Origin of the sequence: Xanthomonas sp. NCPPB 1068 (genome assembly GCF_041479385.2) — a bacterium.
Classification (GTDB): Bacteria; Pseudomonadota; Gammaproteobacteria; order Xanthomonadales; family Xanthomonadaceae; genus Xanthomonas; species Xanthomonas cannabis.
On sequence record NZ_CM192986.1, the window covers coordinates 398,195 to 424,856 of the forward strand.

The window sequence follows — 26,662 nt, forward strand, 5'->3', positions numbered from 1 at the left end:
GGCATGGCCTTCATCAACGCACCAGAGTGCGGCGCGCTGCAGCAATGCAGCACGTGGCCACCGGGCAACCCAGGTGGCGTGCACAGGCCAGTGGCGCGCATCAGGTGCCCGCCGGTGCGTCAGCGGTGGCATTGGCAGGCTGGCGCGCCAGTTCGATAAAGGCGCGCAGATAGTCGACGGTGATATCGGCCTCGCGTGCGCCCAGGTAGATCTGCTTGGGGATGCCGCGCGCACCCAGCCGCACCGGCACCACGGCCATCCTGGCCGCGTATTCCTCCACCAGCCAGCGCGGCATGGCGGCCACGCCGCGGCCGCTGGCCACCATCTGCATCATGATGTCGGTGGTTTCGATGGCCTTGTGGCGCCGTGGCGTGACACCGGCCGGCAGCAGGAACTGGCTGTAGATGTCCAGCCGCTCCAGGTCCACCGGGTAGCTGATGAGCACCTCGCGGGTCAGCTGCTGTGGCTTGACGTAGGCCGCCGATGCCAAGGCATGGCCCTTGGCCACGACCAGCACCTGCTCGTAGTCGAACACCGGTTCGAACCGCAGCCCCGGCTTGAACAACGGGTCCGGCGTGACCAGCAGATCGATCTCGTAGCCGAACAGCGCGCCGATGCCGCCGAACTGGAACTTCTGCTTCACATCCACATCCACGTCCGGCCAGGTGGCCAGATACGGCGCCACCAGCTTGAGCAGCCACTGGTAGCACGGATGGCACTCCATGCCGATGCGCAGCGCACCGCGTTCGCCCTGCGCAAACTGCCCCAGGCGCTCTTCGGCCAGATCCAGCTGCGGCAGCACCCGGTTCGCCACCGCCAGCAGGTACTGGCCGGCCTGGGTCAGGCGCAGGCTGCGCCCTTCGCGCAGCCAGATGTCGGTGCCCAACTGCTGCTCCAGCTTTTTCATGCTGTGGCTCAGCGCCGACTGGGTCAGGTTCAACACGCCCGCCGCAGCGGTCAACGACCCTTGCTGCTCGACCTGCTGGACGATGGTGAGATGGATGCGCTCAAGCATTCAGATGATCCGAATTCATGGATTGTTGAAATAACACCATTTTACTTCATTGAATGCGACCCCTAGCATCGGGATCGTCGTCGCTCGCCCGCTTCGGAACACACCTGCAACCAGATGTCGGCACGGGCGGCCCCCTCCGGCGGCGCCACGCGCCTCCCACTGCTCAGGTCACCCCACATGACTGCACATCCGCCACATCCGCTCCGCGTCGTTGCCGTCTCCGGTGGCCTGCAACGCCCCTCCAAGGCCGCTGCCCTGGCGCAACACCTGATGGCCCTGATCGGCGAAGCAGTGCCGTGCGAGCAGCATCTGGTCGAACTCGGCGCCCTGGCACCGCACTTTGCCGGCGCGCTGTGGCGCTCGCAGTTGCATGACACGGTAGAGCAGGAACTTGCCGCCGTGGAGCAGGCCGACGTGCTGGTGGTGGCCACACCGGTGTATCGCGGCTCGTTTACCGGGCTGTTCAAGCATTTCTTCGATTTCATCCATCAGGATGCCCTGGTCGATACCCCGGTGCTGCTGGCGGCCACCGGCGGCAGCGAACGCCACGCGCTGGTGATCGACCACCAACTGCGGCCGCTTTTCAGTTTCTTCCAGTCACGCACGTTGCCGCTGGGCGTCTACGCCACCGACCGCGACTTTCTGGATTACCGCGTGCACAACGAGGCGCTGGCCGAGCGCGCCAGCCTGGCGGTGCAGCGCGCACTGCCACTGATCGCACTGACGCGGCCCGCAAGCCCCGGCGCCGCAACCACGGTGGCCGCCGCCTGAGCGGCATCCGCTCCAAGGCGGGTCATCTGCGGTAGGAGCCATTGGCGCCCGCCCGCACATCCACAGGCCGGGAACGCATTCATCCGACACCCATCGCTGCGCCGCAGAGCGCGCGTCTCATCCAACGAATCAAGGCGTCAGTTGCAATGACTCAGCAATTCACCTTCACCATCAAGAGCCTCCGCTTCGACGAGGACTATCAACCCGCGACCAACACGCGCAACACCACCAACTTCGCCAACCTGGCCAGAGGCGAGCGTCGTCGGGAGAACCTGCGCAACACATTGGCGATGATCAACAACCGCTTCAACGACCTGGCGCATTGGGACAACCCCACGCGTGACCGCTATGGCGTCGCGCTGGAGATCATCTCTGCCGAGATGCACATCGACAGCAACGCAGCGGGCAATGCGTTTCCGTTGATCGAAATCTTGAAGCCCACCATCGTCGACCAACACACCGGCGCGCATATCGACGGCATTGCGGGCAACAATTTTTCGTCCTACGTGCGCGACTACGATTTCAGCATCCTGCTGCCCGCGCACAATCAGGACGCCACCGGCTTCGCCATCCCGGAGGACTTCGGCAGCCTGCACGGCACGCTGTTCAAGCAGTTCCTGCACTCGGATGCCTACACCGCGCGCTTCGACAAGCCGCCGGTCATCTGCATCAGCGTCTCCAGCAGCAGGACCTACCACCGCACCGGAAACCAGCACCCCATCCTGGGCATCGAATACAGCCAGGACGAGGGTTCGTTGACGGACCGGTATTTCGCGAAAATGGGCCTGAAGGTGCGCTATTTCATGCCGCCCGGCAGCGTCGCACCCTTGGCGTTCTATTTTGTCGGCGACCTGCTGAGCGACTACGGCAACCTGGAGCTGATCGGCACCATCAGCACCATGGAAACCTTCCAGAAGATCTACCGGCCGGAAATCTACAACGCCAATTCCGCAGCGGGGGCGATCTATCAGCCCAGCCTGAAACACCAGGATTATTCGTCCACCCAGATCGTCTACGACCGCGAAGAGCGCAGCCGCCTCGCTGTCACGCAGGGCAGGTTCACCCAGGAGCACTTCATTCAGCCCTACGGCAACCTGCTTGCGCAATGGGCCTCCCGCCACGCCTCCTGATCACCACGCCTACAAGACACCAACATCATGACGAAGCTGCTCCCCACCTCAACCGCCGGTAGCCTGCCCAAGCCGTCCTGGCTGGCACAGCCGGAAACACTCTGGTCGCCCTGGAAACTGCAGGACGACGCACTGATCGAAGGCAAGCAGGACGCCTTGCGCCTGTCGCTGCAGGAACAGCAGCACGCCGGCATCGACATCGTGAGCGACGGCGAACAGACCCGTCAGCATTTCGTCACCACCTTCATCGAACACCTCAGTGGTGTCGATTTCGAAAAGCGCGAAACGGTCAGGATTCGCGACCGCTACGACGCAAGCGTGCCGACCGTGGTTGGCGCGGTGAGCCGGCCCAAATCCGTATTCGTGGACGATGCCAGATTCCTGCGCCAGCAAACCCGCCAGCCCATCAAGTGGGCGCTGCCGGGCCCCATGACCATGATCGATACGCTCTTTGATGCGCACTACAAGAGCCGCGAAAAACTGGCCTGGGAATTTGCCAAGATCCTCAACCAGGAAGCCAGGGAACTGGAAGCGGCCGGCGTGGACATCATCCAGTTCGACGAGCCGGCCTTCAACGTGTTCTTCGACGAGGTCAACGACTGGGGCGTCGCCACCCTGGAGCGTGCGGTGGAAGGGCTCACCTGCGAGACTGCCGTGCATATCTGTTACGGCTACGGCATCAAGGCCAATACCGACTGGAAGCAGACCCTGGGCTCGGAGTGGCGCCAGTACGAAGAGTCGTTTCCCAAGCTGCAGACATCCTCGCTCGACATCATTTCGCTGGAGTGCCACAACTCGCACGTGCCGATCGATCTGATCGAACTGGTGCGCGGCAAGAAGGTGATGGTTGGCGCCATCGACGTGGCAAGCACCACGATCGAAACGCCGCAGGAAGTGGCCGAGACCTTGCGCAAGGCGCTGCGGTTCGTCGATGCCGACAAGCTCTACCCGTCCACCAACTGCGGCATGGCGCCGCTCGCCCGGCATGTCGCACGCGGCAAACTCAGTGCGCTCAGCGCAGGCGCGCAGATCGTGCGTGGAGAGTTGTCGGCTTAGGGACCAGCGGCACAAAAAAGCCCCCGCAAGCGGGGGCTTTTTCATTTTCCATCGCGTTGCAGCGATCAGTAATTGACCTGCAACTGCAGCCGCAGCAGATCGCCTTCCACCACCGGGTACGGCGCGGTGGTGACGTCGGTGCGCTTCATCTTCGAATAGGCGAACACCAGCTCCAGCGCGTCCATCGGCTGCCACTCGATACCGGCTTCCACTTCGTCCAGGCGCATGCGCGGGGCGTTGGTATCGAACTTGGAGCCGCCACGGTAGGTCTGCCATTTGAGGTAGGGCAGTAAGGTGCCGTAGTTGCCATCGTGCTTGTACATCGCCTGCACGTAGCCGCCGCTCAGCGAGCGGGTGCGGATGCGGCGCTGTTCCACATCCAGTTCCGGGCCGCGTCCCACCGTCCACTCGGCCTGCAGGCCGAACGGCTGCGGGTAGTAGATGACATGCGCGGCCACGCGCTGGTCGGTGTAGCCGTTGGGGTCGGTGATGGCCGGAGTGAAGTTGCGCCCGCCGATGTTCACTGCCGCCGCGGTCGGCACAAAGCGCCCGCTGTACGCATCGGCGCCCACTTCCAGGTACTGCCCGTTGGCGAACTTGAACGGGTAGGTGGCATGCACCACCGCATGCATGCTGTCGTTACGCTCTGCGCGGTTGGCGCCCTGGCCGTTGTAGACGCCCGCACCCAGCACGCCGTAGTCGCCCGAGCCCTTCAGACCGGATTTGACCAGGTCCTGGAAGCGGCCCTTGGCCACGGTGGGGCTGTAATAGAACACCGCACCGATATCGCGTTCGTCGCGCAGGCCGGAGTTGAGCGCGTCGGCGCGGTCCAGGGTGAGGCGGTTCTGGCTGGACTGCAGGTTTTCCCAGCCGTACGGCATCTTCGACTGGCCCACCCGTACGCGGTACTCGCGCTTCTTGTCGAAGAAGATGTCGGCGTAGGCATCGCGCAGCTGCGCGAAGTTGGTGGTGTTGGTGCCGGCCGGCGTGCTCGCAAAGTCCGGCTGGAAATACAGCGACACGTGCTCGTTGAGATCGCCGCTCAACACCAGGCGCGCGCGCCGGATGCCCAGGCTCTGGTCGTTACCGATGAAGCGGTCGCCCGGCGCACGCAGGTCCTGCGCGTCGCCGCCTATGCCCTGGTTGTAGCGGATCTGGGTGTAGCCACGCAGGCTGAGCTTGTCGTACCACTTCTTGCCGGCATCGCTGGCCTTGGCCGGTGCGGGCGCCGGGACCGGGGCGGGGGCAGCCTGGGCAACGGCGGTATCGGCCGGCGTGGTGACGCCCGGCGCAGGCGGCAGCGGCTGTGCGGGGGCGGCGGGCATCGCCGACGCCGGCAGCTTGCCGTTCTCGTCCACCTGCACGAACTTGCCCAACTTGTCGCGGCCCGGCGCCGGCTCGGCGAAGATCTGCTTGGTCTTGCGGTCCACGTACAGCTCCAGCTCGGCGGCCAGCGTGCTGCCGCTGGCGGTGGCGCTGAGCGCGCACAGGACGGTGGCGAGATTGCGTTTTTTCATTGGTCCGGCTCGTGCAAGGGGAAACGGGTCGGCGGCTGCGTCGCGCCGGCGCTGCCCGAAAGGCGCTGCGCGGCATGGAAGCGCCTGCCAGGGCGCCGGTCGTCCTGACGTAGCGGCAAGGGCAGCAGTTATATTTAGATTTGATGTCAGTTTGGTGACATCGGCAGGCCGGCCCATCGCGGCCCTTGTGTCACCGTCGTGTCGGAGCGATGGCAGTTATGCGACCGGCGTGAGACGAGCCCAGCTGCGCGCGGGTTGCCGGGGCCGGGCGGGCGGTGTACGCGAGCCCGCCGGAGCGGCATGAGCGCGAGCGCGCATGGCCAGACGATGTCGTAGGCATGGCTATGCGGTGCCGCGTGCAGAACGCGCCGGGGCAGCTGGTAGGACGAGGGAAGGCGCCTGCGCTGTCATCGCGCAGCGGCGAGCAGGGCCAGCAGAGAAGCGCGACATCGGTACGATGCTGCAGCCATGCGCAACGCCACAATTGCAGCACGCCTGTTTTCCGGGCTGTGCATTCGCCCGCAACCTTCAGATGACCAGTGCCGCTTCGGCACGATCACAGCAAGATGTCGCCGGACAAGACGCGCACGGGCGTGCACTGGATGCCCGACGACCAGGGGAAGCCAGCTGCAGGTAGTGAAGACCGCGCAGCTCGCCGTGATCGCGAACGATCACGGCGAATGCCATCGGAACAGAGCAAGCCACTGCCTGTCGAGACCGTCGGCAATGCAGTGGCCGCCAACGCGACTCAGCGTGCGGCCAGCGCCGCCGCCACTGCATCGCGCAGCGGAGTGGTGGGGCGGCCGATCAGCCCGCTCAGGGTGTGGCTGTCGTCGAACAGGCTGCCACCGCGCGAGGACGCAGAGCACTGCGCCAGCACCTGGGCGAAGCCGGCCGGCAGGCCGATCTGCACCAGCGCCGCCGCGTAATCGGCTTGCGGCAGGTCGTGGTAGGCCACCGGCTTGCCCGACTGCTGCGCCACTTCGGCGGCGTACTCGGCCATGCTGAAGGCGGTATCGCCGGCCAGTTCGTACACTTGCCCGGCCTGCGGCGCCTCCGAGGCCAGCACCGCTGCCGCTGCCGCTGCATAGTCGGCACGCGTGGCGGCGCTGATCCTGCCCTCGCCGGAGCTGCCGATCACCGCGCCGTGCTCCACTTCGGCCGCGATCGAGCCGGTGTAGTTCTCGGTGTACCAGCCGTTGCGTAGCAGCACATGCGGCACGCCGCTCTCGCGCAGCAGCGCTTCGGTGGCCACGTGCTCGTCGGCCAGCGACAGCGTGCTGGTCTCGGCATGCAACACGCTGGTGTAGGCGAGCAGCTCCACCCCGGCGCGCTTGGCCGCCTCGATCACATTGCGATGCTGCGGCACGCGCGCGCCCACCGCGTTGGACGACACCAGCAACACCCGGCCGACGCCGGCAAAGGCCGCATCCAGGCTCTGCGGGTCTGCATAGTCGGCCCGACGCACCGCGATGTCGCGTTTTGCGAACTCGGCAAGTGACGCGGTATCGCGGGCCGTTGCTACGATGCGGCTGGCGGGCACGCGTTCAAGCAGCGCTTCGACAACCAGCGCACCCAGCTGCCCGCTGGCGCCGGTGACAAGAATCAGGGGGGATGCAGATGCCATGGTGTGCTCCGATAGGGGTGTATAAGAGATTTGGTCTACTATTTAGACCGTGTTGTCCGTCAGCATAGTGTCAGCGCCGCCCGGGCCTCCGCAAGGAGGCAGTTTTCCTCCTCCTGGTTACTGAGAGATACCCCCGTGAATGCGATTGCCTTGTTCCCGCCGCCGCCTTCTCTTGAAGGTCCCTTCGACGCTACCAAGTGCCCCGTGCGCGATGTGCTCGACCAGATCGGTGACAAGTGGACCTTGCTGATCCTGTTGACGCTGATCCCCGGGCCGTCGCGTTTCAGCGCCATCCAGCGCGCCGTGCCGGACATCTCCAAGCGCATGCTGACCCAGACCCTGCGCAACCTCGAGCGCAACGGCATGATCACCCGCAAGGTCTACGCCACCAAACCGCCCAGCGTGGAATATGCGTTGTCCAAGCTGGGCATCGCGCTGCTCGGCCCGGTCTCGCAATTGCTCAACTGGGCCGGCGAACACCACGCCAGCATCCGAGCCGCCCGCGAGCGCTTCGACCGCGCGCAACAACCGGTGACCGCGCTGGATGCCGAAGACGCCATGGCCTGACGGTTAGCCTGGCCGTTGCGCGGTGCGCTGCGGCCAAGGCACCACGCGTTACCGCCGGGCATGGTCAGGCGCCTGCCCGGTTCACACACCACGTCCATCGAGCCGGACCCCTGCGAGCCGTCCACCATGTTGCCGCGCTCCGCGGAGCCGATTTCACCATGCCGGTCCATGCCGAACATGCGGCAGACAATCGTCGCCTTGCCATCAAAGCGAATGGTGCGTGTGTTTGTAAAACGCTGCATAGGTGCCGCCAGGCGCGCAGCAGATAATGTGCCTCGGCCAGGATCTGGAAGCGTGTGACGTAAGACACGCACCGCCGTCGAAGTGGGCAACGTACTCACCGCCACATACCAGATACCCAAGCAAACGTTACACAGGCTCGGCAACGTATCGCAGCAACGTGGCACCGGCGAAGTAATTCCCGTAGTACTCGTTCTGCCGCAACCCCGGATTCGCCTCAAAGTCGATGTAAGGCTCGGAACAATGCGGGCAGCGAAACGGATTGAGGTAGGCGTAGCGGGACCCGTCCGGCGCCAAGGGCAGTGCCCGTTCCAGCGCAGCAAGCGCCTGTGCATCGGGCGCGGACAACGCCGCGGGGCTGCCGGGCAACTGGCTGTCGACGGTGATGGTGTAGCTGCCGGACCCGGAATAGAAGTAACCCGCCTCGCTGAAGCCGGCATGGTAGGAGCGGATCAGGAATGAGCGCTTGCAGTGCTCGCACTCGCAGGAAAGCAGCACGTTGCTGTTGGTGACGAGTCCGCTGAAATGCAGCCCCCTCGCAAACAGCCCCTTGCCTGCAAGGGCAGCGTTGGAAATGGCCGCACCCGGCAGGAAGAACGGCTGAAACCGGATCCCCGCTGCCTTGCCCGTGGCAAACGCATCTGGGTCGAGCTGCTCTGTCTGGGAAATGACGCAGTCTGCCTGGCAACCCAGGTTGGCGTGCACCCGAATGGAAAAGTGGAACCACCCAGATGTGGCACCGAGTTCATGTCGGTGCACGTCTCCGGTCGAATCGACAAACTCCAGGATGCTATCGGCTTCCAACCACACACATGGTTTGATCTCGCACGGAAGATCACTTTGGCTGATCCGACACAGCTCGCGTCCATTGGCTTGAACACTCAGTAATGCGGGGGCTTTCTTCTTGAAGATGGAGAACATGCTGTCCTTGGCGGTATGGCGTGAGGGAAAGAGTGGTGGGCAAGATCCGGACAAACTGAAATGTCAGCGCGGGCTGGGTCGAATGACCATTCAACGCCGCCACCGCAGCCGGAACGCGTACTTGGTTACACCACGCACCGTGGATGCTATCGATTTCTCAGTGCGTAGCGGCGAGTGTGCATGATGCGCGACACACGCGATGCGTTGAATGTAGAGCATGTAAGCCTGCGTCACGTGCACGGCACGCCTGGTTAATCCGTAGGTACCACGCTGACCACCAGCTCGCCGTCGCGCAGCCGGATCTGCACCTTGCTGCCGATGGCAAAGCCCAGTTGTTCCAGCCAGCGTCCGCGCAAGCGAAGGGTGGGGATTCGGTGGTTGCTGGCCGGGTAGTAGCCGTAGCCGATGGTGCAGTGGTGCGGGGCGCGTGGATGCCCTGGCCGCGGCGTGCGGGGTTCGCCGCGTGGCTCGGGGATCGGCGTGCGCTCGGCGTACACCCGTGGCGGGATCGAAGGATCGAGCGTGCGCCAGCCGATCTCGGTAGGCGGCGGCACCGTGGCGCGCTTGCGCCCCGACGTAGGACGGGGTGGGGATGGGGATCGGCGCATGGTAAAGCCCTCCTTGACCAACAGGCCCCGCCGCCGGGCGGCGACGGGATGTCGGGAGGTTAGAAACCGCGAACAGTCGGCGGGCGTATTTCCCCGAAGGGTGTTGTATTAGCCGCCCTCCCGACGCAGGCATCGCGTCGGTTGCACCCACAAGAATCTGCAGGCACAAAAAACCCACCGGTTTGACGGAGATGGGCACCGCTGTTCGAGGAGTTTCTACGCTCCTTGAGGTAGAGATTGCTGCGGGTTTGTTGGGATGTCAACTGCTTCGAGCAGCAAGGCGTCGATCAGCATCCAACAAAGCCGTTGGCCATACTGATGAGGCATCTGGAAAATGAGTCTGACCCTTTATTCTCGGGGCCGCGAAGCGGTCTCGGCTTGAACGAATTGTTAGGCCAGTGCTTATATTAGTTCGACCAGCCAGAAATGCTCATTCTGCAAGAAAATTTCTGCGGCAATAACTTTTGATTTCTCAAATGATCTACCGCGTAGGTCCGATACTTTTCATTAACCAGTGGCTCGCCATTCAATCGAACTTCCGACAGATCAACTTCAATATCGGTGACGGCTCCCGATCGCTGAACCACATATGAAATCTTGTATTTGCCTACATAGAGTCCTTCAGTCGCCTCCGGAAGCGCGAGCGGTGGCCGAGAGAAGGCCTGTTCGTTTGTCTCGTCCGGACACTTTGATTCAGGCACTTCCTCTTGTTGAGTGCAGCCAGACAAAAGAAAGAGAGTTGTGAGAAACAGGCGAGGATGCATGGTCACTGGCCTAACGCTTGAATTAAGCCGAGTTGCGAAGCAACTTCGGCTTGAATGAGCTGTTAGGCAGTGAGTGGCCGCAGAAGTTGGATGTTGCAACTTTGCTCCCCAGCACTGCCGCCTGGCCCGAGTGTGCCACAGGTTGTGGGATGGAGCATGCCCAGCGATGCCCGGCGCGTGATGCCACCGAAGCTAATTGCAACGAGCGCAGCATGGCAACAACGTTTGGCGACGAAGCACAGAACGTACCGCAATCAGCAGCGGTGGTGACTGCTGTCCGGATCCGACGGCATGCACTCAAGCAAACTTACTGAAGCGGCAACCACCAACGCATTTTCTCCACCACGGCCTAACGCATAAATTAAGCCGGCCCGCGAAGCAGGTTCGGCTTGTATGAATTGCTAGGGGCTGACCGGTTCATGCCGCGCCTGCCAGAACGAAATCTGGTAGTCCATGATCTCACCGCCATCATCCGGCTCATAGAACTCAACAATGCAAGGCGCGTGCGGAAATTGGCGAGCAAGCTTAGCTTGGTAGATCTCCTTTAGAGCGCGCCCAAGAACAGCGACCTTATCTTGGGTGAGTGCATCGCCGTCTCCGCAGTGGATATCAGCGATGTGGAGATGGTTCATGACCCATTCCACGGATTTTCGGGTGGCGCCTTCTCCGGTCTCAAAGCCGCGGAGTGACTGCTCAGAAAAGCCCTCTCGAAGAATGTAGCCATCGTGTTCGGTGAACTCCGGCCAGAACACTGTCAAATAGCCGACCGCGAGACCGTAGTTGCCCATGCAACTCGTCCAAGCCTCTAAGTCAATACCCGCGCAATTGTTCCAGCGGCCCAGTTCTTGCTTCATGCTTTCGGGAATGTCCATGGCAGCGCCTAACGCCTGAATTAAGCCGACCCGCGAAGCGGGTTCAGCTTGAATGAATTGTTAGGCCCCGGAAGACAGCTCATCGAGGGCCCGGATATTGTGATGCCGGATTATCTTGCCAGACGAGTGATCAACTACGAGATAGAACGGCAAATAGTCCTGGAAATGATTGGAGTACACGACTCTCCCAGCAGCATTCTCTGAGTCTCGAGAGAACTCCAACCCCATGATCTGCTCCGCTTGAGTGACGGTCATGCCGGGCAAGACTCGATCCCAGAGATGCTTCAGTTTGCGGTGCTTGAAGTAGCGCTTGAGGTTGAGCACGGGGCCTAACGCCTGAGTTAAGCCGCGCCGCGAAGCGGCGTCGGCTTGGACGAATTGTTAGGACGCTACTCGACGTAATGCCCCAGAGCGGACGTACGAACACGGACCGCGATGGCTGAGCCTACGCCGAGTGGATATCTAGTACAAAGACTCACGAAGCCAGCGGTTTCCGTCTTGACTTTCAGGTTGGTGCAGCGTCTTGACGGCCACGATGAGATGACTCGGCCGACCTGAAGAGTTGTGTTGCCTACCGCCATGGTGAAGAAGATGCCGAAAACGAAACACGAAAGGAAGAAAACTGCTGCCGACATGATTGTGGCCTGCACGACTACATTGGAAGCGTTGATCTTGGCGGCGCGCGTTACCCTCGGACGTACGCTCCAATGGCCGACTAGGTACCGGTGAAAAGGAAGCCAGACGGCGAGCGACGCGCACAGGGAGAGCAGTAGATAGAGCTTGTTTGGAGAGAATCGGAAGCCGAGCGGAATAACGAAAGCGCAGGCCGCGATAGTGAGGAAAATTACGAATGTGCGCATAGGTTCAGTGCCGCCTAACACCTGAGTTAAGCCGACCCGCGAAGCGGGTTCGGCTTGAATGAATTGTTAGGCCCCGGAAGATAGCTCATCGAGGGCCCGGATATTGTGACGCCGGATTATCTTGCCAGACGAGTGATCAACTACGAGATAGAACGGCAAATAGTCCTGGGAATGATTGGAGTACACGACTCTCCCAGCAGCATTCTCTGAGTCTCGAGAGAACTCCAACCCCATGATCTGCGTCGGCTTGAATGAATTGTTAGGCCTTAGCCTTGTCCGACGAATGCACAAGTCTGGCGGCCTCCAAGAACAGATCACGAGCAATCCCCTGAGCATCCGGAAGGCTGATTACCGAACGCCCATATGCGCGACGGGCATGCTCCGCAACACCTTTTGGTAGCCTCATATCCAATGGCCAATTGTCACAGATGTAGCGAGCTATGGCCTGCTTGTCCCGTGTAAGCAAGTGCGCGTGCTTTTGCAGCAATTCAATTGACCTATCTGCTGTCATGAGGCCTAACAACTATTGGACCGCCGAAATGCGGTGCTGCGCTGAGTATCTTCGATCGCTGGCGCTTTGTGAACGGGGAAAATCCTAGCCGGGGTCACGGGATAGCACGATAGCAAGCGGCCGCGACCATGCGGATGCTTTCAGTGTTATCCAGCAAGGACGCAGGCGTATGAGATACACCCCCCAAAACAATGGCGTAACAGCACCTCCACCGCTTCGGCTACTCGATCAGGTGCGTGACCGCCTGCGGGTTCGGCACTAGAGCCTACGCACCGAGCAGGCGTATATCAGTTGGATACGGCGCTTCATCCTGGCCAACGGCAAGCGCCATCCGGCGCAGATGGGGCAGGCGGAAGTCGAGGCGTTCCTGACGCGGCTGGCCACTGACGGCCGGGTGTCTGCGGGCACCCAGAACCAGGCGTTGGCGGCGCTGTTGTTTCTTTACCGCGAAATGCTGCGCATCGAGCTGCCGTGGATGGAAAACCTGGTGCACGCCAAGCGGCCCAGGCGCGTTCCGGTAGTGCTTTCGCGCGAGGAGGTGGCACGTCTGCTGGCGTGCTGGAGGGGCCGTGCTGGCTGATGGGCAGCTTGCTGTACGGCAGCGGGATGCGGTTGATGGAATGCCTGCGCCTGCGCATCAAGGACGTGGATGCCGCGCGTGGCGAGATCGTGGTGCGCGATGGTAAGGGCGGCAAGGACCGCCGGGTGCCGTTGCCGCCCAGCCTGCGGGAGGCGCTACAGCGGCAACGCGAACGCGCACTGTTGGTGCATGCGGCGGATCTGGCGGCCGGTGCCGGTCGGGTCTTCTTGCCGCACGCGTTGGCGCGCAAGTATCCCAATGCCGACGTTGAGCCGGGGTGGCAATATCTGTTTCCGTCTGCGCGCCGGTCGCGGGATCCGCGCAGCGGCCGGCCTGGGCGGCACCATGTCTCTGAAGAAGTTCTGCAGCGTGCGGTGCAGTCGGCACGGCAGCAGGCTGGCATCGTCAAGCCGGCGATCTGCCACACGTTGCGGCATTCGTTCGCCACCCATCTGCTGGAGGCCGGCCACGATATCCGCACCGTGCAGGAACTGCTGGGGCACAAGGACGTGACCACCACGCAGATCTACACGCATGTGCTGGGACGCGGTGCGTCGGCGGTTCGCAGTCCATTGGATGGGCTGGGCAGCGTTGGTGGTGAAGCGTGAGCTGCCGCGTTGCTGATGCAGCGGATGGCCGCTTGCTGCCAAGCAAGCCACCATGATTGCGCCTGAGACACGCTTTTCAGACTCGATTGTGCGCGATGACGGCAGCCAGTTGCTGCACTGGCCGAGCGCGACCCACCCCACGTTGCGCGCATCGCAGATGGGCGCGAATGCATCCGTGAGGCACGCGTATCACTCCTGCACAATTGCGCTCTGCGGCCATCTGGCGCCTGTTCGATTTATCGTAGCAGCCAGCCTCAACCGTCCAACAACGCCTTATCCCGCACCGCACCCTTATCCGCACTCGTCGCCAACAACGCATACGCCTTCAACGCGGTGGTGACCTTGCGCGGGCGCACCTCCACCGGCTTCCAGCCCTTGGCATCTTGTTCCGCACGACGCAGCGCAAGCTCCTCGTCGGAAACCAGCAGGTTGATCGAACGATTCGGGATATCGATCAGGATCTTGTCGCCATCACGCACCAGGCCGATGGCGCCGCCTGCGGCGGCTTCCGGTGAGGCGTGGCCGATCGACAGGCCCGAGGTGCCGCCGGAGAAGCGGCCGTCGGTGAGCAGGGCGCATTGCTTGCCCAGGCCCTTGGATTTGAGATAGCTGGTGGGGTAGAGCATTTCCTGCATGCCGGGGCCGCCCTTGGGGCCTTCGTAGCGGATCACCACGATGTCGCCGGCTTTCACTTCGTCGGCAAGGATGGCTTTGACCGCCGAATCCTGGCTCTCAAAGACGCGGGCGTTGCCTTCGAAGACGTGGATGGATTCATCCACGCCTGCGGTCTTCACCACGCAGCCGTCGCGGGCGATATTGCCGTACAGCACGGCCAGGCCGCCCTCCTGCGAAAACGCATGCGCGACATCGCGAATGCAGCCCTCGCTGCGATCGGTGTCCAGGCTGTCCCAGCGCGTGGCCTGGCTAAACGCGATTTGGGTGGGAATACCGGCCGGGCCGGCCTTGTAGAACGTGTGCACCTTTTCATCGTCGGCCTGGGTGACATCCCATTGCGCGATGGCGTCGGCCAGCGTGCGTGCGTGCACGGTGGCTGCGTTGGTATGCAGCAGCCCGCCACGCGCCAGCTCGCCGAGGATGGCCATGATGCCGCCGGCGCGATGCACGTCTTCGATGTGATATTTCGGCGTATTCGGGGCGACCTTGCACAGCTGCGGCACGCGCTTGGACAAACGGTCGATATCCTGCATGCCGAATGCCACTTCGCCTTCCTGCGCGGCGGCGAGCAGATGCAGGATGGTGTTGGTCGAGCCGCCCATGGCGATATCCAGCGTCATCGCATTTTCGAAGGCCTCGAACGTGGCGATGCCGCGGGGCAGGGCGGTGGGGTCTTCGGCGCCGTACCAGCGGTGACACAACTCCACCGCCACGCGCCCGGCGCGCAGGAACAGTTGCTCGCGGTCCGCGTGCGTTGCCACCACGGTGCCGTTGCCCGGCAGCGACAGGCCCAGCGCTTCGGTCAGGCAGTTCATCGAGTTGGCGGTGAACATGCCCGAGCAGGAGCCGCAGGTGGGGCAGGCGCTGCGTTCGAACTCGGCCACCTTTTCATCGGAGGCGCTGTCGTCGGCGGCGATCACCATCGCGTCGATCAAATCGAGCTTGTGCTCGGCCAGCTTGGTCTTGCCGGCTTCCATCGGGCCGCCGGAGACGAACACGGTGGGGATATTGAGCCGCAGCGCGGCCATCAACATGCCGGGGGTGATCTTGTCGCAGTTGGAAATGCACACCAGCGCGTCGGCGCAATGCGCGTTGACCATGTATTCCACCGAGTCGGCAATGATCTCGCGGCTGGGCAGCGAATACAGCATGCCGTCGTGGCCCATGGCGATGCCATCGTCCACGGCAATGGTGTCGAACTCCTTGGCCACGCCGCCGACGCGTTCGATCTCGCGCGCGACCAACTGGCCAAGATCCTTCAGGTGCACATGCCCGGGCACGAACTGGGTGAACGAGTTGGCGATGGCGATGATGGGCTTGTGGAAGTCGCCATCGCGCATGCCGGTGGCGCGCCACAGTGCGCGGGCGCCGGCCATGTTGCGGCCGTGGGTGGAGGTCTTGGAGCGGTACTCGGGCATGGCGAATTCGACGGCTAGTCAGCGAGCGATGGCTGGCAATTAGACCGCACGGCGACTGTTGCTGCTGCAACCGTCACCGCCAAGCGGGGGCGCAACAGGTCCAGGCGCAAGGCATTGCAGGCGCGTGGTTGCGTGCGCGAGCGGCACTCGCATGCACCGCACCGTTGGCGGGCGGTCGTTGTGTCTGCCTGCCTCCGCCTGCAACGCGGGCACGTAGCTGTCATGTAATGCGATGTAAACGTATGCGCCGTTTCATGCAGTGACAGCCTGCGAACCGGGTCGCAGACGCGACCGCGCCGCGTCCGCACCATGGCGCCAGGCCGGTGCGCATAGGGGAGCAGCACCGCCATGGATCCCACCACGGCACCGCAGGAGGCGCCCATGTCCGACCATCCACATCCCCGCCGTCGCTCCAGCGCGGCGTGCTCGCATCCTCCCGAACAGACGCTGGCAGCAGCCGGTGGCATCACCCGGCGCCGTGTTCTGCAAGGCGTCACCGGCGCCGCAGTGCTGGCATCGGTGGGGTGGGGCGGCAGCGCCGCTGCGCAGAGCGCCACCTTGCCCTTCGCCGGCCTGAACCTGTCCGGGCTGGCGTCCAACAGCTATGTGGACAATGCCGAGATCGGCACCCACTACCGCGCCATCACCGCACAGCACGTGGCCGCGGCCGGGGCCTGCCCGTTGTTCCGGTTGCCGACCACGGCGGCACGCTTCACGCGCGGGCAGGGCCTGTCGTTGAACGAAACCTACTGCGCGCAGGTGCAGGCGGCGCTCGACAACATCGCCGCGCGCGGCAAACGCGCGATTGTGGAATTGCACGACTACATGCGCTTGCCGCAGCGGGTGGCGGCCAAGTCGGGCTACCGGCGCGATGCCAGCGGCGCCATCGTCGATGCGCGCGGCAACCGCATCGACGATCTGGTCGACCCCGCACTCTGGGCCGACACCTATCCGCTGCGCAGCTTTGGCTACCAGGGCTACTTCGATCGCCGCGACGGGCTGCTCAAGCTCTACGAGTACCGGGTGATCGGCACGCCGGGCTGCACGCTCTACAACGAGGCCGGCCTGCCCGACCTGTGGGCACGTATCGTCAATCGGTTCAGGCAGCATCCGGCCGTGTTCGGCTGGGGCGTGATGAACGAGCCTTACCAGGGCAAGGAACTCAATGCCGATGGCAGTGTGTTGTCGATGGCGGCGCACTGGCAGAAGACCGCCACTGCGTGCTGCAAGACCATCGTCGATCGCGACCGCGAGCACTTCGTGTTCGTGTGCGGCAATGGCTATGCCAGCGCGCGGCGCTGGCAGCAGGATTCGATGGGCCTGTTCGACATCCCCGACCCCTACGCGCGCATCGTCTACGAAGCGCACAACTACCTGGACAGCAACGGGGCGGGCGGCGGCAACTGGATCGGGCCTGGCGGGCGCGACGAGGTGATCCGGCCGGACACCGGCATCGAGATGGTGACGCCCTTCATCGACGCGTTGCGGCATGCCGGCAAGCGCGGCTACCTCGGCGAGCACGGCTACCCGGCCGGCAACCGCAGCGCGGAGGTCGCCACCACGCGCATGCTGGCCCACCTGCAGGCGAACAATATCCCCAGCACGCAATGGTGCTTCGGCCCCGGCTGGCCGGATGACGACGTGCTCGGCATGAGCCGCGACGTGGGCGCGGACATCCAGGCCAAGGGCAACCTGGCCGCGGTGCAGGCGTTCTTTGGCGTGCGCGTGTCCAGCTATGTCCCGCCACGCTAGCCGCCGACGATGACCGGCCGCCGCCGGACCATGGGCGGCGGTTTACACTGCACCAATGCCCATGGACATTCCGTGCCGCGCCGGCTGCGCGGCGTGCTGTATTGCGCCGTCGATCAGTTCGGCGATCCCCGGCATGCCGCATGGCAAGCCGGCCGGCGTGCCGTGCGTGCAGCTGGACGGGCAGGGCCGATGCCGGCTGTTCGGGTTGCCAACGCGGCCGTTGGTGTGTGGCAGCCTGCGTCCTTCCGCGGAGATGTGTGGGAGCTCGCGCGCCCAGGCATTGGCCACCCTCACCGCGCTGGAGCACGCCACGCGGCCCTGAGCCGCGTTCTGCAGGCACAGGTGCGTGAAGCATGCGCACAACGCCGCCGCGCATGCGGCCCAGGCTTCGACCGGCAACAGGCATCCTTCGCCAGCGCGGCCTCTTGGTCTACGCGCATGTGGGCCATCGTGCCGTGCGCGGATGCGATGCATGCGCTCGGAAGCCTGGGCGTCGGCCGGCCGCTCGATTCACCCGCTCGCCTTGCGCGTGGGTAACTGCTGCGGCAACGCTCGGGCGCTCACGCGTTCGTTGCCATCACCACGCGTGCGATGGCGTCTGACGCCTGGTGCGGCGTGCTCAGTGGGCGGCGGGCGTGCCCAGATACTGATCCTTGAGCCGCACATAATGCTGGGCGGAGTAATGCAGGCTTTCGATTTCCTTGTCGCTGAGCGTGCGTGCCGGGCGCGCAGGATTGCCCAGCCACAACTCGGCCTCGCCGACGACCTTGCCCGGGCCGACCACCGCACCGGCACCGACAAAGCCATAGCGCTTGACGGTGGCGCCATCGAGCACGCACGCGCCCATGCCGATCAGGCACAGGTCTTCGATGGTGCAGGCATGCAGGATGGTGCCGTGGCCCACGGTGACGTCTTCGCCGATCACGGTCGGGTAGCCGGCCTTGTTGAAGGGGCTGTGGTGGCTGACGTGGATGATGGTGCCGTCCTGCACGTTGGTGCGCGCGCCGATCTGCACATGATTGACGTCGCCGCGGATCACCGTGCCCGGCCACACCGAGACGTCATCGCCCAGGCTCACCTTGCCGATGATGGTGCAGGCCGGGTCGATGTAGACGCGCGCGCCCAGCTGAGGGGTGTGGTCCAGAAATGGGCGAATCGGGGTCACGGCACTCTCCGGCGGGTCAGCGTGCCACCGACTGCAGCACCGCAGCATGATACCTGCGCGGCGCTGCTGGCTGCCGCAGGCATGACCCGCGCGACAGCGGGCATGGGTGGATGAGCAGCCTGTTGTGTTGTGCAGGCAAGCGCGGACTGCGACCGTGAGGATAAGCGCCTCTGGATGTTGGATGTCGCACGCATCGGCCGGTGGCACTTGGCGCGCGGTTGACCGACAGGCCCGGTGGCCTTGGTCATCGCACCGCGACATCGAACGTGCGCGGTGATGTTGCCCGTGCTGCGATGAATCGCACGACACGCGTGCTGTTGCACGTCACCAGGTGACTGGTGGCCGAGGACTGCCTGCAGCAGCCATCCCGGCGCATGCGCCTGCGCATCGCACGACGGCGCGCATGAATCGCCGCGCCTTTGCCGCCGGCATCGACGCACCACGCAACAAGCCAGGGCGCTGCGGCCAGGGGCATCGATGTCGGCACGCAGGGTGCGGCATGGGGGCGCATGCCGTTGGCGCACCCGGCTCACCGACCGAACGTGTGGCTGGGCAAGCGAAGCGGCGGCCCGCAGCGTCCGATTAGCGCACAGCCGTGCGCTGGCCCGGCTTGAACAGTGCGTGCGATGGGCCTAGCGTGCGTGCAGTCATCGCACTGCCGTGTTCGCCAGGCATTGCCTCGCCCGCGCGCACGGCAGCGTGCCCGTCCACGGCGATGCCATGCCGCGGCCGTGCACACGTGATCGGTACCGGCCCTTCCATGCACAGGACATGCCCATGCTCCAACGCACCCCAGACGCTGCGCCCTTCTTACTGGAGCGCATGACGTCCTTCCAGTGGCGGGCGGTGGCGGTGTGCGTGTTGTTGACCATGCTCGATGGCTTCGACGTGATGGCCATGGCCTTCACCGCGCCGCATGTCTCGGCCGACTGGCAGTTGTCGGGCAAGCTGCTGGGGGCGTTGTTCAGTGCCGGGCTGGTCGGCATGGCGGTGGGCTCGCTGCTGCTGGCGCCGCTGGCAGACCGCATCGGGCGCCGTGCGCTCACCCTGATCTGCCTGGCCATTCTCACGGTGGGCATGGGCGCGTCCGCCCTGGCCGGCAATGCCTGGCAACTGGGCGCATTGCGGGCGTTCACCGGGTTGGGCATTGGCGGCATGCTGGCCTGCGTGGCGGTGACCGCGGCCGAATACTCCACTGCACGCTGGCGCAGCACCGCCACCGTGCTGCAGGCGACCGGTTACCCGGTGGGCGCGACGCTGGGTGGGGCGATTGCGGCGCTGTTGCTGCAGCAGTGGTCGTGGCCGGCGGTGTTCTGGCTGGGCGCGCTCGGGTCGCTGCTGTGCGTGCCGCTGGTGCTGCTGTTTTTGCCGGAGTCGCTGGAATTTCTGATCGCCCGTCGCCCGCCCGGGGCGCTTGCGCGCTTCAACGCCGTGCTGGCGCGCATGGCAATGCCGCCGCATGCGCAGTTGCCGGCGCTGCCGGTGCAGACCGATGCGCAGACGCATGGCTATGCGGCGTTGTTTGTCGGGGCGCTACGGCGGCAATCGCTGTTGATCGCACTGGCTTTTTTCCTGCTGATGTTCTCGTTCTACTTCGTGCTCAGCTGGACTCCCAAGCTGTTGGTGAATGCCGGGCTGTCGGCCGCGCAGGGTGTCACCGGCGGGGTGTTGTTGAACCTGGGCGGCATTGTCGGCGGCAGCCTGTTCGGTTGGCTGGCCCTGCGCGCGCGGCTGTCGTGGCTGACGGCCGGTGCCCTGCTGCTGGTGGCGGCGGCCATGGTCGCGTTCGGGCTGAGCAGCACGGTGCTGCGCTGGGCCTTTGCCACCGCGTTGCTGACCGGCGCCGCCATGACCGCGGCGATGGGCGGGCTGTATGCGGTAGCGCCGGTGGTCTTCCCGGCGGCGGTGCGCTCCACCGGCATGGGCTGGGCGATCGGCGTGGGGCGCGTCGGCGCGATCCTGTCGCCGCTCTGCGCGGGCGTGTTGCTGGACGCCGGGTGGTCGCCGGTGCGGTTGTATCTGGCTTGCGCGGTGCCGCTGCTGTTTGCCGCGGCCGCGGTGCTGGCAATGCGCCTGCCGGATCGCTGAATCGCTCAGCCGAGCGCGGCTGGCCGCTGCCTCGCACGCGGTGGCCGGTGGTCAAAGAAATCGAGCCGGTTGCCGATAACCACGAAGACCGCCAAGCCCGCGGCGGCCTCATCCGTGACCCTCGTGCAGACCAGCGCCGGCATGCTCAGAACCATCGACTCCGACCAACTCCGTCCCGGCATGTATGTATGCAAGCTGCTGGGCGCGTGGGTGCATCATCCGTTCTGGAAGACGTCGTTCCTGGTCGATTCGCAGGACGTCGACAAGATCCATGGCAGCCGGATCGAGCAGCTGGTGATCGACACCGCGCGCGGGCTCGACGTGGACACCGGCGCATCCACGCCCGCACCCGAGGCGATCGACACGCCATCGCCGCCGCCCGTGCCGGAGCCACCGGAGCCGGCGTCCAGCACGCGCGGTGTGCGTACCAACAGCGTCACCGCGCAGGTCGGCATCGAGGCCGAAGTGGTGCGCGCACGCAAGATCTTCGAAGACGGCCGCGACACGGTGGAGGCGATGTTCCGCGACGTGCGGCTGGGGCGCACCGTCGACACCGAGGCGGCGATGCCGCTGGTGGAGGCCATCAACGATTCGGTGCTGCGTCATCCGCAGGCCCTGATCAGCGTGGCGCGGCTCAAGACCGCCGACGATTACACCTACCTGCACTCGATGGCGGTGGCCGGCCTGATGAGCGGGCTGGCGCGTCAGCTCGGTTTGCCCGAGCCGCAGGTCGTGGAAGCGGCGATGGGCGGCCTGCTGCATGACATGGGCAAGGCGGTGACGCCGCTGGACATTCTCAACAAGCCCGGCCGGCTTACCAACGACGAAATGGACATCATGCGCCAGCATCCGCTGGACGGGCATCGGTTGCTGGTGGCCGGTGGCGTGCAGAACGCGGTAGTGCTGGAAATTGCGCTGCACCATCACGAAAAGATGGATGGCAGCGGCTACCCGAACCGTCTGGCCGGCGAAGAGATCTCGCTGATGTCGCGGATGGGCGCGGTGTGCGATGTCTACGACGCCATCAGCTCCGACCGCCCGTACAAGCGCGGCTGGGATCCGGCCGAATCGCTCAAGCAGATGGCGTCATGGAAAGGCCACTTCGACCCGGTGATCTTCCAGGCCTTCGTGCGTCGGCTGGGGATCTATCCGGTCGGTTCGCTGGTGCGTCTGGAATCGCAGAAGCTGGCCGTGGTGATCGAACAGACGCCCGACGCGCTGCTCAAGCCCAAGGTACGCGTGTTCTATTCGGCCAGGCTGCGCAGCCATGTGCTGGTGCAGGACATCGACCTGTCGCGCCCCGACTGCCAGGACCGCATCGCGCAGATGGAAAGCCCGGGCGACTGGGGCTTCCGCGAGCTGGAAAAACTCTGGCTGCCGTAAGCGGGCGGCGTCATCTGCTGACCGGGCAACGCCCGCGGCTCTGAGCGTGCGTGTGCGCCGTCGGCGCCTGCATCGGGCGCCGGCGTGGCCCGGTACAGGCAGCAGCGTGTCGCACCGCCTCGCGCACCGGCTGGCCTTCATCCAGTCCGCGAGCTAGCGGACGCGACCATGCTGCGGTGCAGCTTGGCAATGTAGTTATGATCCATAACTATTCCGGAACGCAATCACATGCCGACCGGATCTCATGTCCATTCCGTGCCTGGATCACCGCCGTCCCCCGCGCGCCGCAGCACCGCTGCCGCGCAGCCGGGCACGCGCGTGCAAGGCGGCAGCGGCCGCTGCGCAGGCAGGCACCTGCACAGCGCAAGCGAAGGTGGGCGGCATGTCCACATCGGTACGGCCGGCCGCGTCTACAATGCGGTGCACGCCGGGGATCGGCGTTGCGGACCGGGCGCCTGCGGCGTCCCGTGCCGCCCGCTGCCTTTGTCGCGAGAACCGTCATGTCCGCTACCGCCGCCGTTGCACCGTTGCCCGATGCCGTCACCACGGTGGACCAGGCGCGCCTGTTGCGGCTGCTGGGCTACCGCATCACCCGCACCGAGCTGCTGGTCCGGCGGATGTTTCAGGACTGCGTGGCGGCCTTCGATCTGAAGCCGGTCGACTTTTCGCTGCTGATGCTGGTGGACGGCAACCCGGGGATCAACCAGCGCCAGATCGGCGATGTGCTGCATGTGTCGCCGCCCAACCTGGCCATCGTGGTGGCGCGCCTGGTCAAGCGCCGCCTGTTGCGGCAGGTGCGCGGGCGCCAGGACCGGCGCATGCAGCATCTGTCGCTGACGCCGGCCGGCGTCACCCTGCTGACCGATGCCGAAGCCGAGGTGCTGCGCATGGAGCGGCAGCTCAGTGCCGTACTCGGCACCAGCGAGGCGCCGTTGCTGCGCGCGCTCGATCGCCTGGACCGGCTCGACTCGCCGTAAGCCGCGCGCTGCAGGCCAGCGCCTGGCAGCGTCTTCCTTCGCACAACCTGTTTGCACGTGCTGTGTACAGCGCGGCGATGCCGCCTGCCTGACGCGTGCCGTCTGGCACGTCCTGTTGTTTCCTCCCAACGCTGGAGATGTCCGCAGTGATTCGAACAACGGTGGTGCGTGGCGCAGGTCGACGGGTGTCGTGGACGCTTTGCGCCGCACTTGGCGCGGTAGGGGTGTGTACCGGCGGTGCGGCGCTGGCGCAGGGCGTTCCGCAAAGCGCGGCGCTGACCAACGGCCTCAATACCGGCGGCACCAGCTTCCTGGACGGTTTCACCCGCACCACGCCCGGCTGGGCGGTGGTCACCTATCTGCGCCAGACCTCGCTGGATGCAGTCAAGGACGCGCAGGGCGACGATGTGCCGGTGTTCGCCAATCCGCGCATCGACTCGACCCTGCTGCTGACCCAGATCGCCTATGTCACGCCGTATAAGCTCTTTGGAGGCGCGCTCGGCATCAACACGCTGATACCGCTGATCAACCTGGACGCCTCGTTCGGCCGCAACAGCATCGCCACCCTGCGCGACAACGGCGCCGGCGTGGGTGATCTGACCTTCGGGCCGTACCTGCAGATGCTGCCGGTGATGCGCGACGGGCGGCCGGTGTTTTCGCAGCGTTTTGAAATCGATGCGGTGGCACCGGTCGGCAAGTTCGACCGCGACCGCGATCTGAATCAGGGTGCCGGGTATTGGTCGCTGGTGCCGAACTACGCCTTCACCGTGCTGCCCACGTCCAACTGGGAAATCAGCGCGCGCCTCAACTACGTCTACAACTTCCGCAGCGAGCGCCGGCCCAATCTGCCCGACGGATTCGACTTCCGTAACGGGCAGGCCGGCGATGCGGGCTGGATCAACTTCGCCACGTCCTGGGAAGTGGCGCCGGATGTGCGGCTGGGCGTCAACGCCTATTACCTGACCCAATTCCGCGACAACCGCACCAATGGCCAGCGCGTGCCCGACAGCCGGCAACGCATCTTCTATGCCGGCCCGGGCGGCGCGTGGCGGCTGGATGCCAGCAACATGCTGTTTGCCAATCTTTACCTGCCGGTGGAGGTCAGGAACGCGGCCTCCGGCAACAACCTCAACCTGCAGTACGTCCATGTGTTCTAGCGCCGGCACGGCTGGCTCCTACGGAGGGTGGCAATGAATTTGCAGAACAAGACGATCGTGGTGACCGGTGTGGCCTCGGGCATCGGCGCAGAGGTCGCACGCCTGGCACGGTTTCATGGCGCCACGGTGATCGGTGTCGATCGCACGCCGGTGCAGATGACGCTGCACGGCTTTCATCAGGCCGACCTGGGCGACCCCGCGTCGATCGATGCGCTGGTGCGCGCACTGCCCGAGCGCATCGATGCGCTGGCCAATGTGGCCGGTGTGCCGGGCACCGCGCCGCTGGATGCGGTAGCGCGCGTCAACTATCTGGGCCTGCGTCATCTGAGCCATGCGCTGTTGCCGCGCATCGTGTCCGGCGGCGCCATCATCAACGTCGCCTCGATCCTGGGCGCAGACTGGCCGCAGCGGCTGGACCTGCACAAGCAGCTGGCCGCCACCGACAGTTTCGAGGCTGGCAGCGCCTGGCTGGCTGCGCACCCGGTGGCGCACGACACCTGCTATCAATACTTCAAGGAAGCCCTGATCGTGTGGACTTTGCTGCAATCGCGGCCGTGGTTCGCCGAGCGTGGCATTCGCGTCAACAACGTCTCGCCGGGGCCGGTATTCACGCCGATCCTGGGCGATTTCGCTGCGATGCTGGGCGAGGAGCGCGTCAAGGAAGATGCCAAGCGCATGACGCGCCCGGCGTATGCCGACGAAGTGGCCGACGCCATCGTGTTCCTTGCATCCGATGCCGCGCGCTGGATCAACGGCATTACCCTGCCGGTCGATGGCGGCCTGGCATCCACCACCCTGTAAATCACCCCCACTGTTTTCAGCAGGAGGCTAGACCATGAATGCTCTTCCCAGCGCAGCGGTCGCTGCAAACGACACCCCCGCGTGGCACGGCTGCATCTTCAACGGCGAGTGGGTGCCCGGCAACGGCGGCGCCCTGCCGATCTATGAGCCTGCCACCGGCGGCCTGCTGCACGAGGTGAGCAAGGCCGACCTGGCCGACGTCGAGGCCGCCGTGGCGCAAGCCAAGCAGGCGCAGCGTGCATGGGCGGCGACCTCGCCACGCGAGCGCGCGGCGATCTTCCATCGCGCCGCCCAGGTGATGCAGGCGCGCAGCGCGGAAGCGGCGCTGCTGATCGCACGCGAAACCGGCGGCATCCTGCCCAAGGCGCAGCGCGAGGTGGATGAGGCGGTGGTGTTCTACCAACAGGCGGCCGGCCTGCCGTTGCAGGCGGTGGGGCAGGTGCTGCCGACCGCCGCCGGCCAGCTCAGTCTTGCGCGCCATCTGCCGCTGGGCGTGATCGCGGTGATCTCGCCGTTCAACTTCCCGCTGATCCTGTCGCTGCGTTCGGTGGCGCCGGCACTGGCGATGGGCAATGCGGTGATCCTCAAGCCCGATCCGCGCACGCCGTACACCGGCGGGGTGATCATCGCGCAGGTGCTCGAAGAAGCCGGCCTGCCCAAGGGGCTGCTGCACGTGCTGCATGGCGATGCGCAGATCGGCCAGGCGCTGGTGGAATCGCCGGAAATTCCGATGATTGCCTTCACCGGCTCCACCGCCGCCGGTCGCCGCATCGGCGAACTCGCCGGACGGCATCTGAAAAAGGTCGCACTGGAGCTGGGCGGCAACAATGCGGTGATCGTGCTGGACGATGCGGACCTGGACAGGGCCGCCTCGGCCATCGCATTCGGTTCCTACCTGCACCAAGGCCAGATCTGCATGGCCACCGGCCGGGTGCTGGTGCAGCGCAGCGTGGCGCAGGCGCTGACCCAGCGGCTGGCGGAAAAGGCGCGGCACCTGCCGGTGGGCGACCCAGTCAGCGGCACCGTGGCGCTCGGGCCCATCATCGACCAGCGCCAGTTGCAGCGGGTGATCGACATCGTCACCGACAGTGTCGCTGCCGGCGCCGTGGTGGAAGCCGGCGCCACCAACGAAGGGCTGTTTTACGCGGCTACCGTGCTGTCCAACGTGCGCCCCGGTATGCGTGTGTTCGACGAAGAAGTGTTCGGGCCGGTGATCAATATCGCGGTGTTCGATACCGATGAAGAAGCTGCCGAGATGGCCAACCATGGCGAGTACGGGTTGGCGGCCGGCATCATGTCGGCCTCGGTGTCGCGTGCGATGGCCCTGGGCGAGCGCCTGCATCCGGGCCTGCTGCATATCAACGACCAGACCGTGGTGGATGAGGTGATCAACCCGTTTGGTGGTACCGGCGCTTCCGGCAATGGCACCAGCGTTGGCGGCCCTGCCGATTGGGAGCAGTACACCCATTGGCAGTGGCTGACGATCAAGAACGAGGTGCCGCAGTACCCGTTTTGATCGCCTGCGCCGGCATCGGCGTGCCCGGTGTCGGTGCAAGCCGGGGTGCGACATGACCGCTTGCTGTCGCCATGGCGGCCAAC

22 protein-coding genes and 1 pseudogene are annotated in these 26,662 nt (G+C 64.9%); 13 read left to right on the forward strand and 10 right to left on the reverse strand.

Features of this window, described 5'->3' with window-relative positions:
- Positions 1–100: 100 nt before the first annotated feature.
- Positions 101–1,015, reverse strand: coding sequence for a LysR family transcriptional regulator (locus ACCQ12_RS01750; protein ID WP_372382796.1), 915 nt, complete (start codon positions 1,013–1,015; stop codon positions 101–103).
- Positions 1,016–1,192: 177 nt separating this feature from the next.
- On the opposite strand from ACCQ12_RS01750, the gene msuE reads away from it, so the two are divergent.
- The 3 genes from msuE (at position 1,193) to ACCQ12_RS01765 (ending at position 3,972) form a co-directional block, all read left to right on the forward strand.
- A complete protein-coding gene (gene msuE / locus ACCQ12_RS01755) occupies positions 1,193–1,786 on the forward strand; it encodes an FMN reductase (RefSeq protein WP_166778255.1) in 594 nt (197 codons plus the stop codon).
- Between the two features lie 146 nt (positions 1,787–1,932).
- Positions 1,933–2,916, forward strand: a complete 984-nt coding sequence (locus ACCQ12_RS01760; RefSeq protein WP_372382797.1) for a DUF1852 domain-containing protein — start codon at positions 1,933–1,935, stop codon at positions 2,914–2,916.
- Positions 2,917–2,943: 27 nt separating this feature from the next.
- Positions 2,944–3,972, forward strand: a complete 1,029-nt coding sequence (locus tag ACCQ12_RS01765; RefSeq protein ID WP_039411004.1) for a methionine synthase — start codon at positions 2,944–2,946, stop codon at positions 3,970–3,972.
- A gap of 65 nt (positions 3,973–4,037) precedes the next feature.
- Here the strand turns inward: ACCQ12_RS01765 and ACCQ12_RS01770 are convergent, their stop codons facing one another.
- Both ACCQ12_RS01770 and ACCQ12_RS01775 read right to left on the reverse strand, forming a co-directional pair.
- Positions 4,038–5,489 carry an OprO/OprP family phosphate-selective porin gene (locus ACCQ12_RS01770; protein ID WP_166743588.1) on the reverse strand — a complete coding sequence of 484 codons (1,452 nt, stop codon included), beginning with the start codon at positions 5,487–5,489 and terminating at the stop codon, positions 4,038–4,040.
- Positions 5,490–6,237: 748 nt separating this feature from the next.
- Entirely contained in the window at positions 6,238–7,116 is an 879-nt protein-coding gene (locus ACCQ12_RS01775; RefSeq protein ID WP_372382798.1) for an SDR family oxidoreductase, read from the reverse strand.
- A gap of 135 nt (positions 7,117–7,251) precedes the next feature.
- Between ACCQ12_RS01775 and ACCQ12_RS01780 the strand changes: the two genes are divergently transcribed.
- Positions 7,252–7,683 (forward strand): winged helix-turn-helix transcriptional regulator, encoded by a 432-nt coding sequence (locus ACCQ12_RS01780; protein ID WP_047695528.1) that lies wholly within the window; start codon positions 7,252–7,254, stop codon positions 7,681–7,683.
- A gap of 369 nt (positions 7,684–8,052) precedes the next feature.
- Here the strand turns inward: ACCQ12_RS01780 and ACCQ12_RS01785 are convergent, their stop codons facing one another.
- From ACCQ12_RS01785 to ACCQ12_RS01805, 5 genes are all read right to left on the reverse strand, one after another.
- On the reverse strand, positions 8,053–8,844 hold the full coding sequence (locus ACCQ12_RS01785) for a hypothetical protein (protein ID WP_372382799.1): 792 nt from the start codon (positions 8,842–8,844) through the stop codon (positions 8,053–8,055).
- Positions 8,845–9,095: 251 nt separating this feature from the next.
- Positions 9,096–9,452, reverse strand: a complete 357-nt coding sequence (locus ACCQ12_RS01790; RefSeq protein WP_228313354.1) for a SymE family type I addiction module toxin — start codon at positions 9,450–9,452, stop codon at positions 9,096–9,098.
- Between the two features lie 407 nt (positions 9,453–9,859).
- On the reverse strand, positions 9,860–10,216 hold the full coding sequence (locus tag ACCQ12_RS01795; protein ID WP_184440927.1) for a hypothetical protein: 357 nt from the start codon (positions 10,214–10,216) through the stop codon (positions 9,860–9,862).
- A 401-nt stretch (positions 10,217–10,617) separates the two neighbouring features.
- The gene (locus ACCQ12_RS01800; protein ID WP_184440929.1) at positions 10,618–11,088 is read right to left on the reverse strand and encodes a hypothetical protein; all 471 of its coding nucleotides are present in this window, start codon (positions 11,086–11,088) and stop codon (positions 10,618–10,620) included.
- Between the two features lie 60 nt (positions 11,089–11,148).
- On the reverse strand, positions 11,149–11,412 hold the full coding sequence (locus tag ACCQ12_RS01805) for a hypothetical protein (protein WP_104579377.1): 264 nt from the start codon (positions 11,410–11,412) through the stop codon (positions 11,149–11,151).
- A gap of 1,216 nt (positions 11,413–12,628) precedes the next feature.
- On the opposite strand from ACCQ12_RS01805, the pseudogene ACCQ12_RS01810 reads away from it, so the two are divergent.
- Positions 12,629–13,647, forward strand: a pseudogene (locus tag ACCQ12_RS01810) (integron integrase).
- Between the two features lie 254 nt (positions 13,648–13,901).
- Here ACCQ12_RS01810 and ilvD read toward each other — a convergent pair.
- Complete coding sequence (gene ilvD / locus ACCQ12_RS01815) at positions 13,902–15,740, reverse strand: dihydroxy-acid dehydratase (RefSeq protein WP_372382800.1); 1,839 nt, start codon at positions 15,738–15,740, stop codon at positions 13,902–13,904.
- 381 nt (positions 15,741–16,121) lie between these two features.
- Here ilvD and ACCQ12_RS01820 point away from each other — a divergent pair, with 381 nt between their 5' ends.
- Entirely contained in the window at positions 16,122–17,492 is a 1,371-nt protein-coding gene (locus tag ACCQ12_RS01820; RefSeq protein WP_372382801.1) for a glycoside hydrolase family 5 protein, read from the forward strand.
- 55 nt (positions 17,493–17,547) lie between these two features.
- Positions 17,548–17,814, forward strand: a complete 267-nt coding sequence (locus tag ACCQ12_RS01825) for a YkgJ family cysteine cluster protein (protein ID WP_052077060.1) — start codon at positions 17,548–17,550, stop codon at positions 17,812–17,814.
- 297 nt (positions 17,815–18,111) lie between these two features.
- On the opposite strand, the gene ACCQ12_RS01830 is transcribed toward ACCQ12_RS01825, so the two are convergent.
- Positions 18,112–18,657, reverse strand: a complete 546-nt coding sequence (locus tag ACCQ12_RS01830; RefSeq protein WP_039408784.1) for a gamma carbonic anhydrase family protein — start codon at positions 18,655–18,657, stop codon at positions 18,112–18,114.
- Between the two features lie 777 nt (positions 18,658–19,434).
- Here ACCQ12_RS01830 and ACCQ12_RS01835 point away from each other — a divergent pair.
- The 6 genes from ACCQ12_RS01835 (at position 19,435) to ACCQ12_RS01860 (ending at position 26,579) form a co-directional block, all read left to right on the forward strand.
- On the forward strand, positions 19,435–20,745 hold the full coding sequence (locus ACCQ12_RS01835; RefSeq protein WP_372382802.1) for an MFS transporter: 1,311 nt from the start codon (positions 19,435–19,437) through the stop codon (positions 20,743–20,745).
- Between the two features lie 141 nt (positions 20,746–20,886).
- On the forward strand, positions 20,887–22,128 hold the full coding sequence (locus ACCQ12_RS01840) for a cyclic di-GMP phosphodiesterase (protein WP_372382803.1): 1,242 nt from the start codon (positions 20,887–20,889) through the stop codon (positions 22,126–22,128).
- 500 nt (positions 22,129–22,628) lie between these two features.
- Positions 22,629–23,105 (forward strand): MarR family winged helix-turn-helix transcriptional regulator, encoded by a 477-nt coding sequence (locus ACCQ12_RS01845; RefSeq protein ID WP_039408776.1) that lies wholly within the window; start codon positions 22,629–22,631, stop codon positions 23,103–23,105.
- A gap of 137 nt (positions 23,106–23,242) precedes the next feature.
- Positions 23,243–24,262, forward strand: coding sequence for a SphA family protein (locus tag ACCQ12_RS01850; protein ID WP_184374584.1), 1,020 nt, complete (start codon positions 23,243–23,245; stop codon positions 24,260–24,262).
- Positions 24,263–24,295: 33 nt separating this feature from the next.
- Complete coding sequence (locus ACCQ12_RS01855) at positions 24,296–25,063, forward strand: coniferyl-alcohol dehydrogenase (RefSeq protein ID WP_123137553.1); 768 nt, start codon at positions 24,296–24,298, stop codon at positions 25,061–25,063.
- Between the two features lie 34 nt (positions 25,064–25,097).
- The gene (locus ACCQ12_RS01860; RefSeq protein WP_104579366.1) at positions 25,098–26,579 is read left to right on the forward strand and encodes a benzaldehyde dehydrogenase; all 1,482 of its coding nucleotides are present in this window, start codon (positions 25,098–25,100) and stop codon (positions 26,577–26,579) included.
- Positions 26,580–26,662 lie beyond the last annotated feature (83 nt).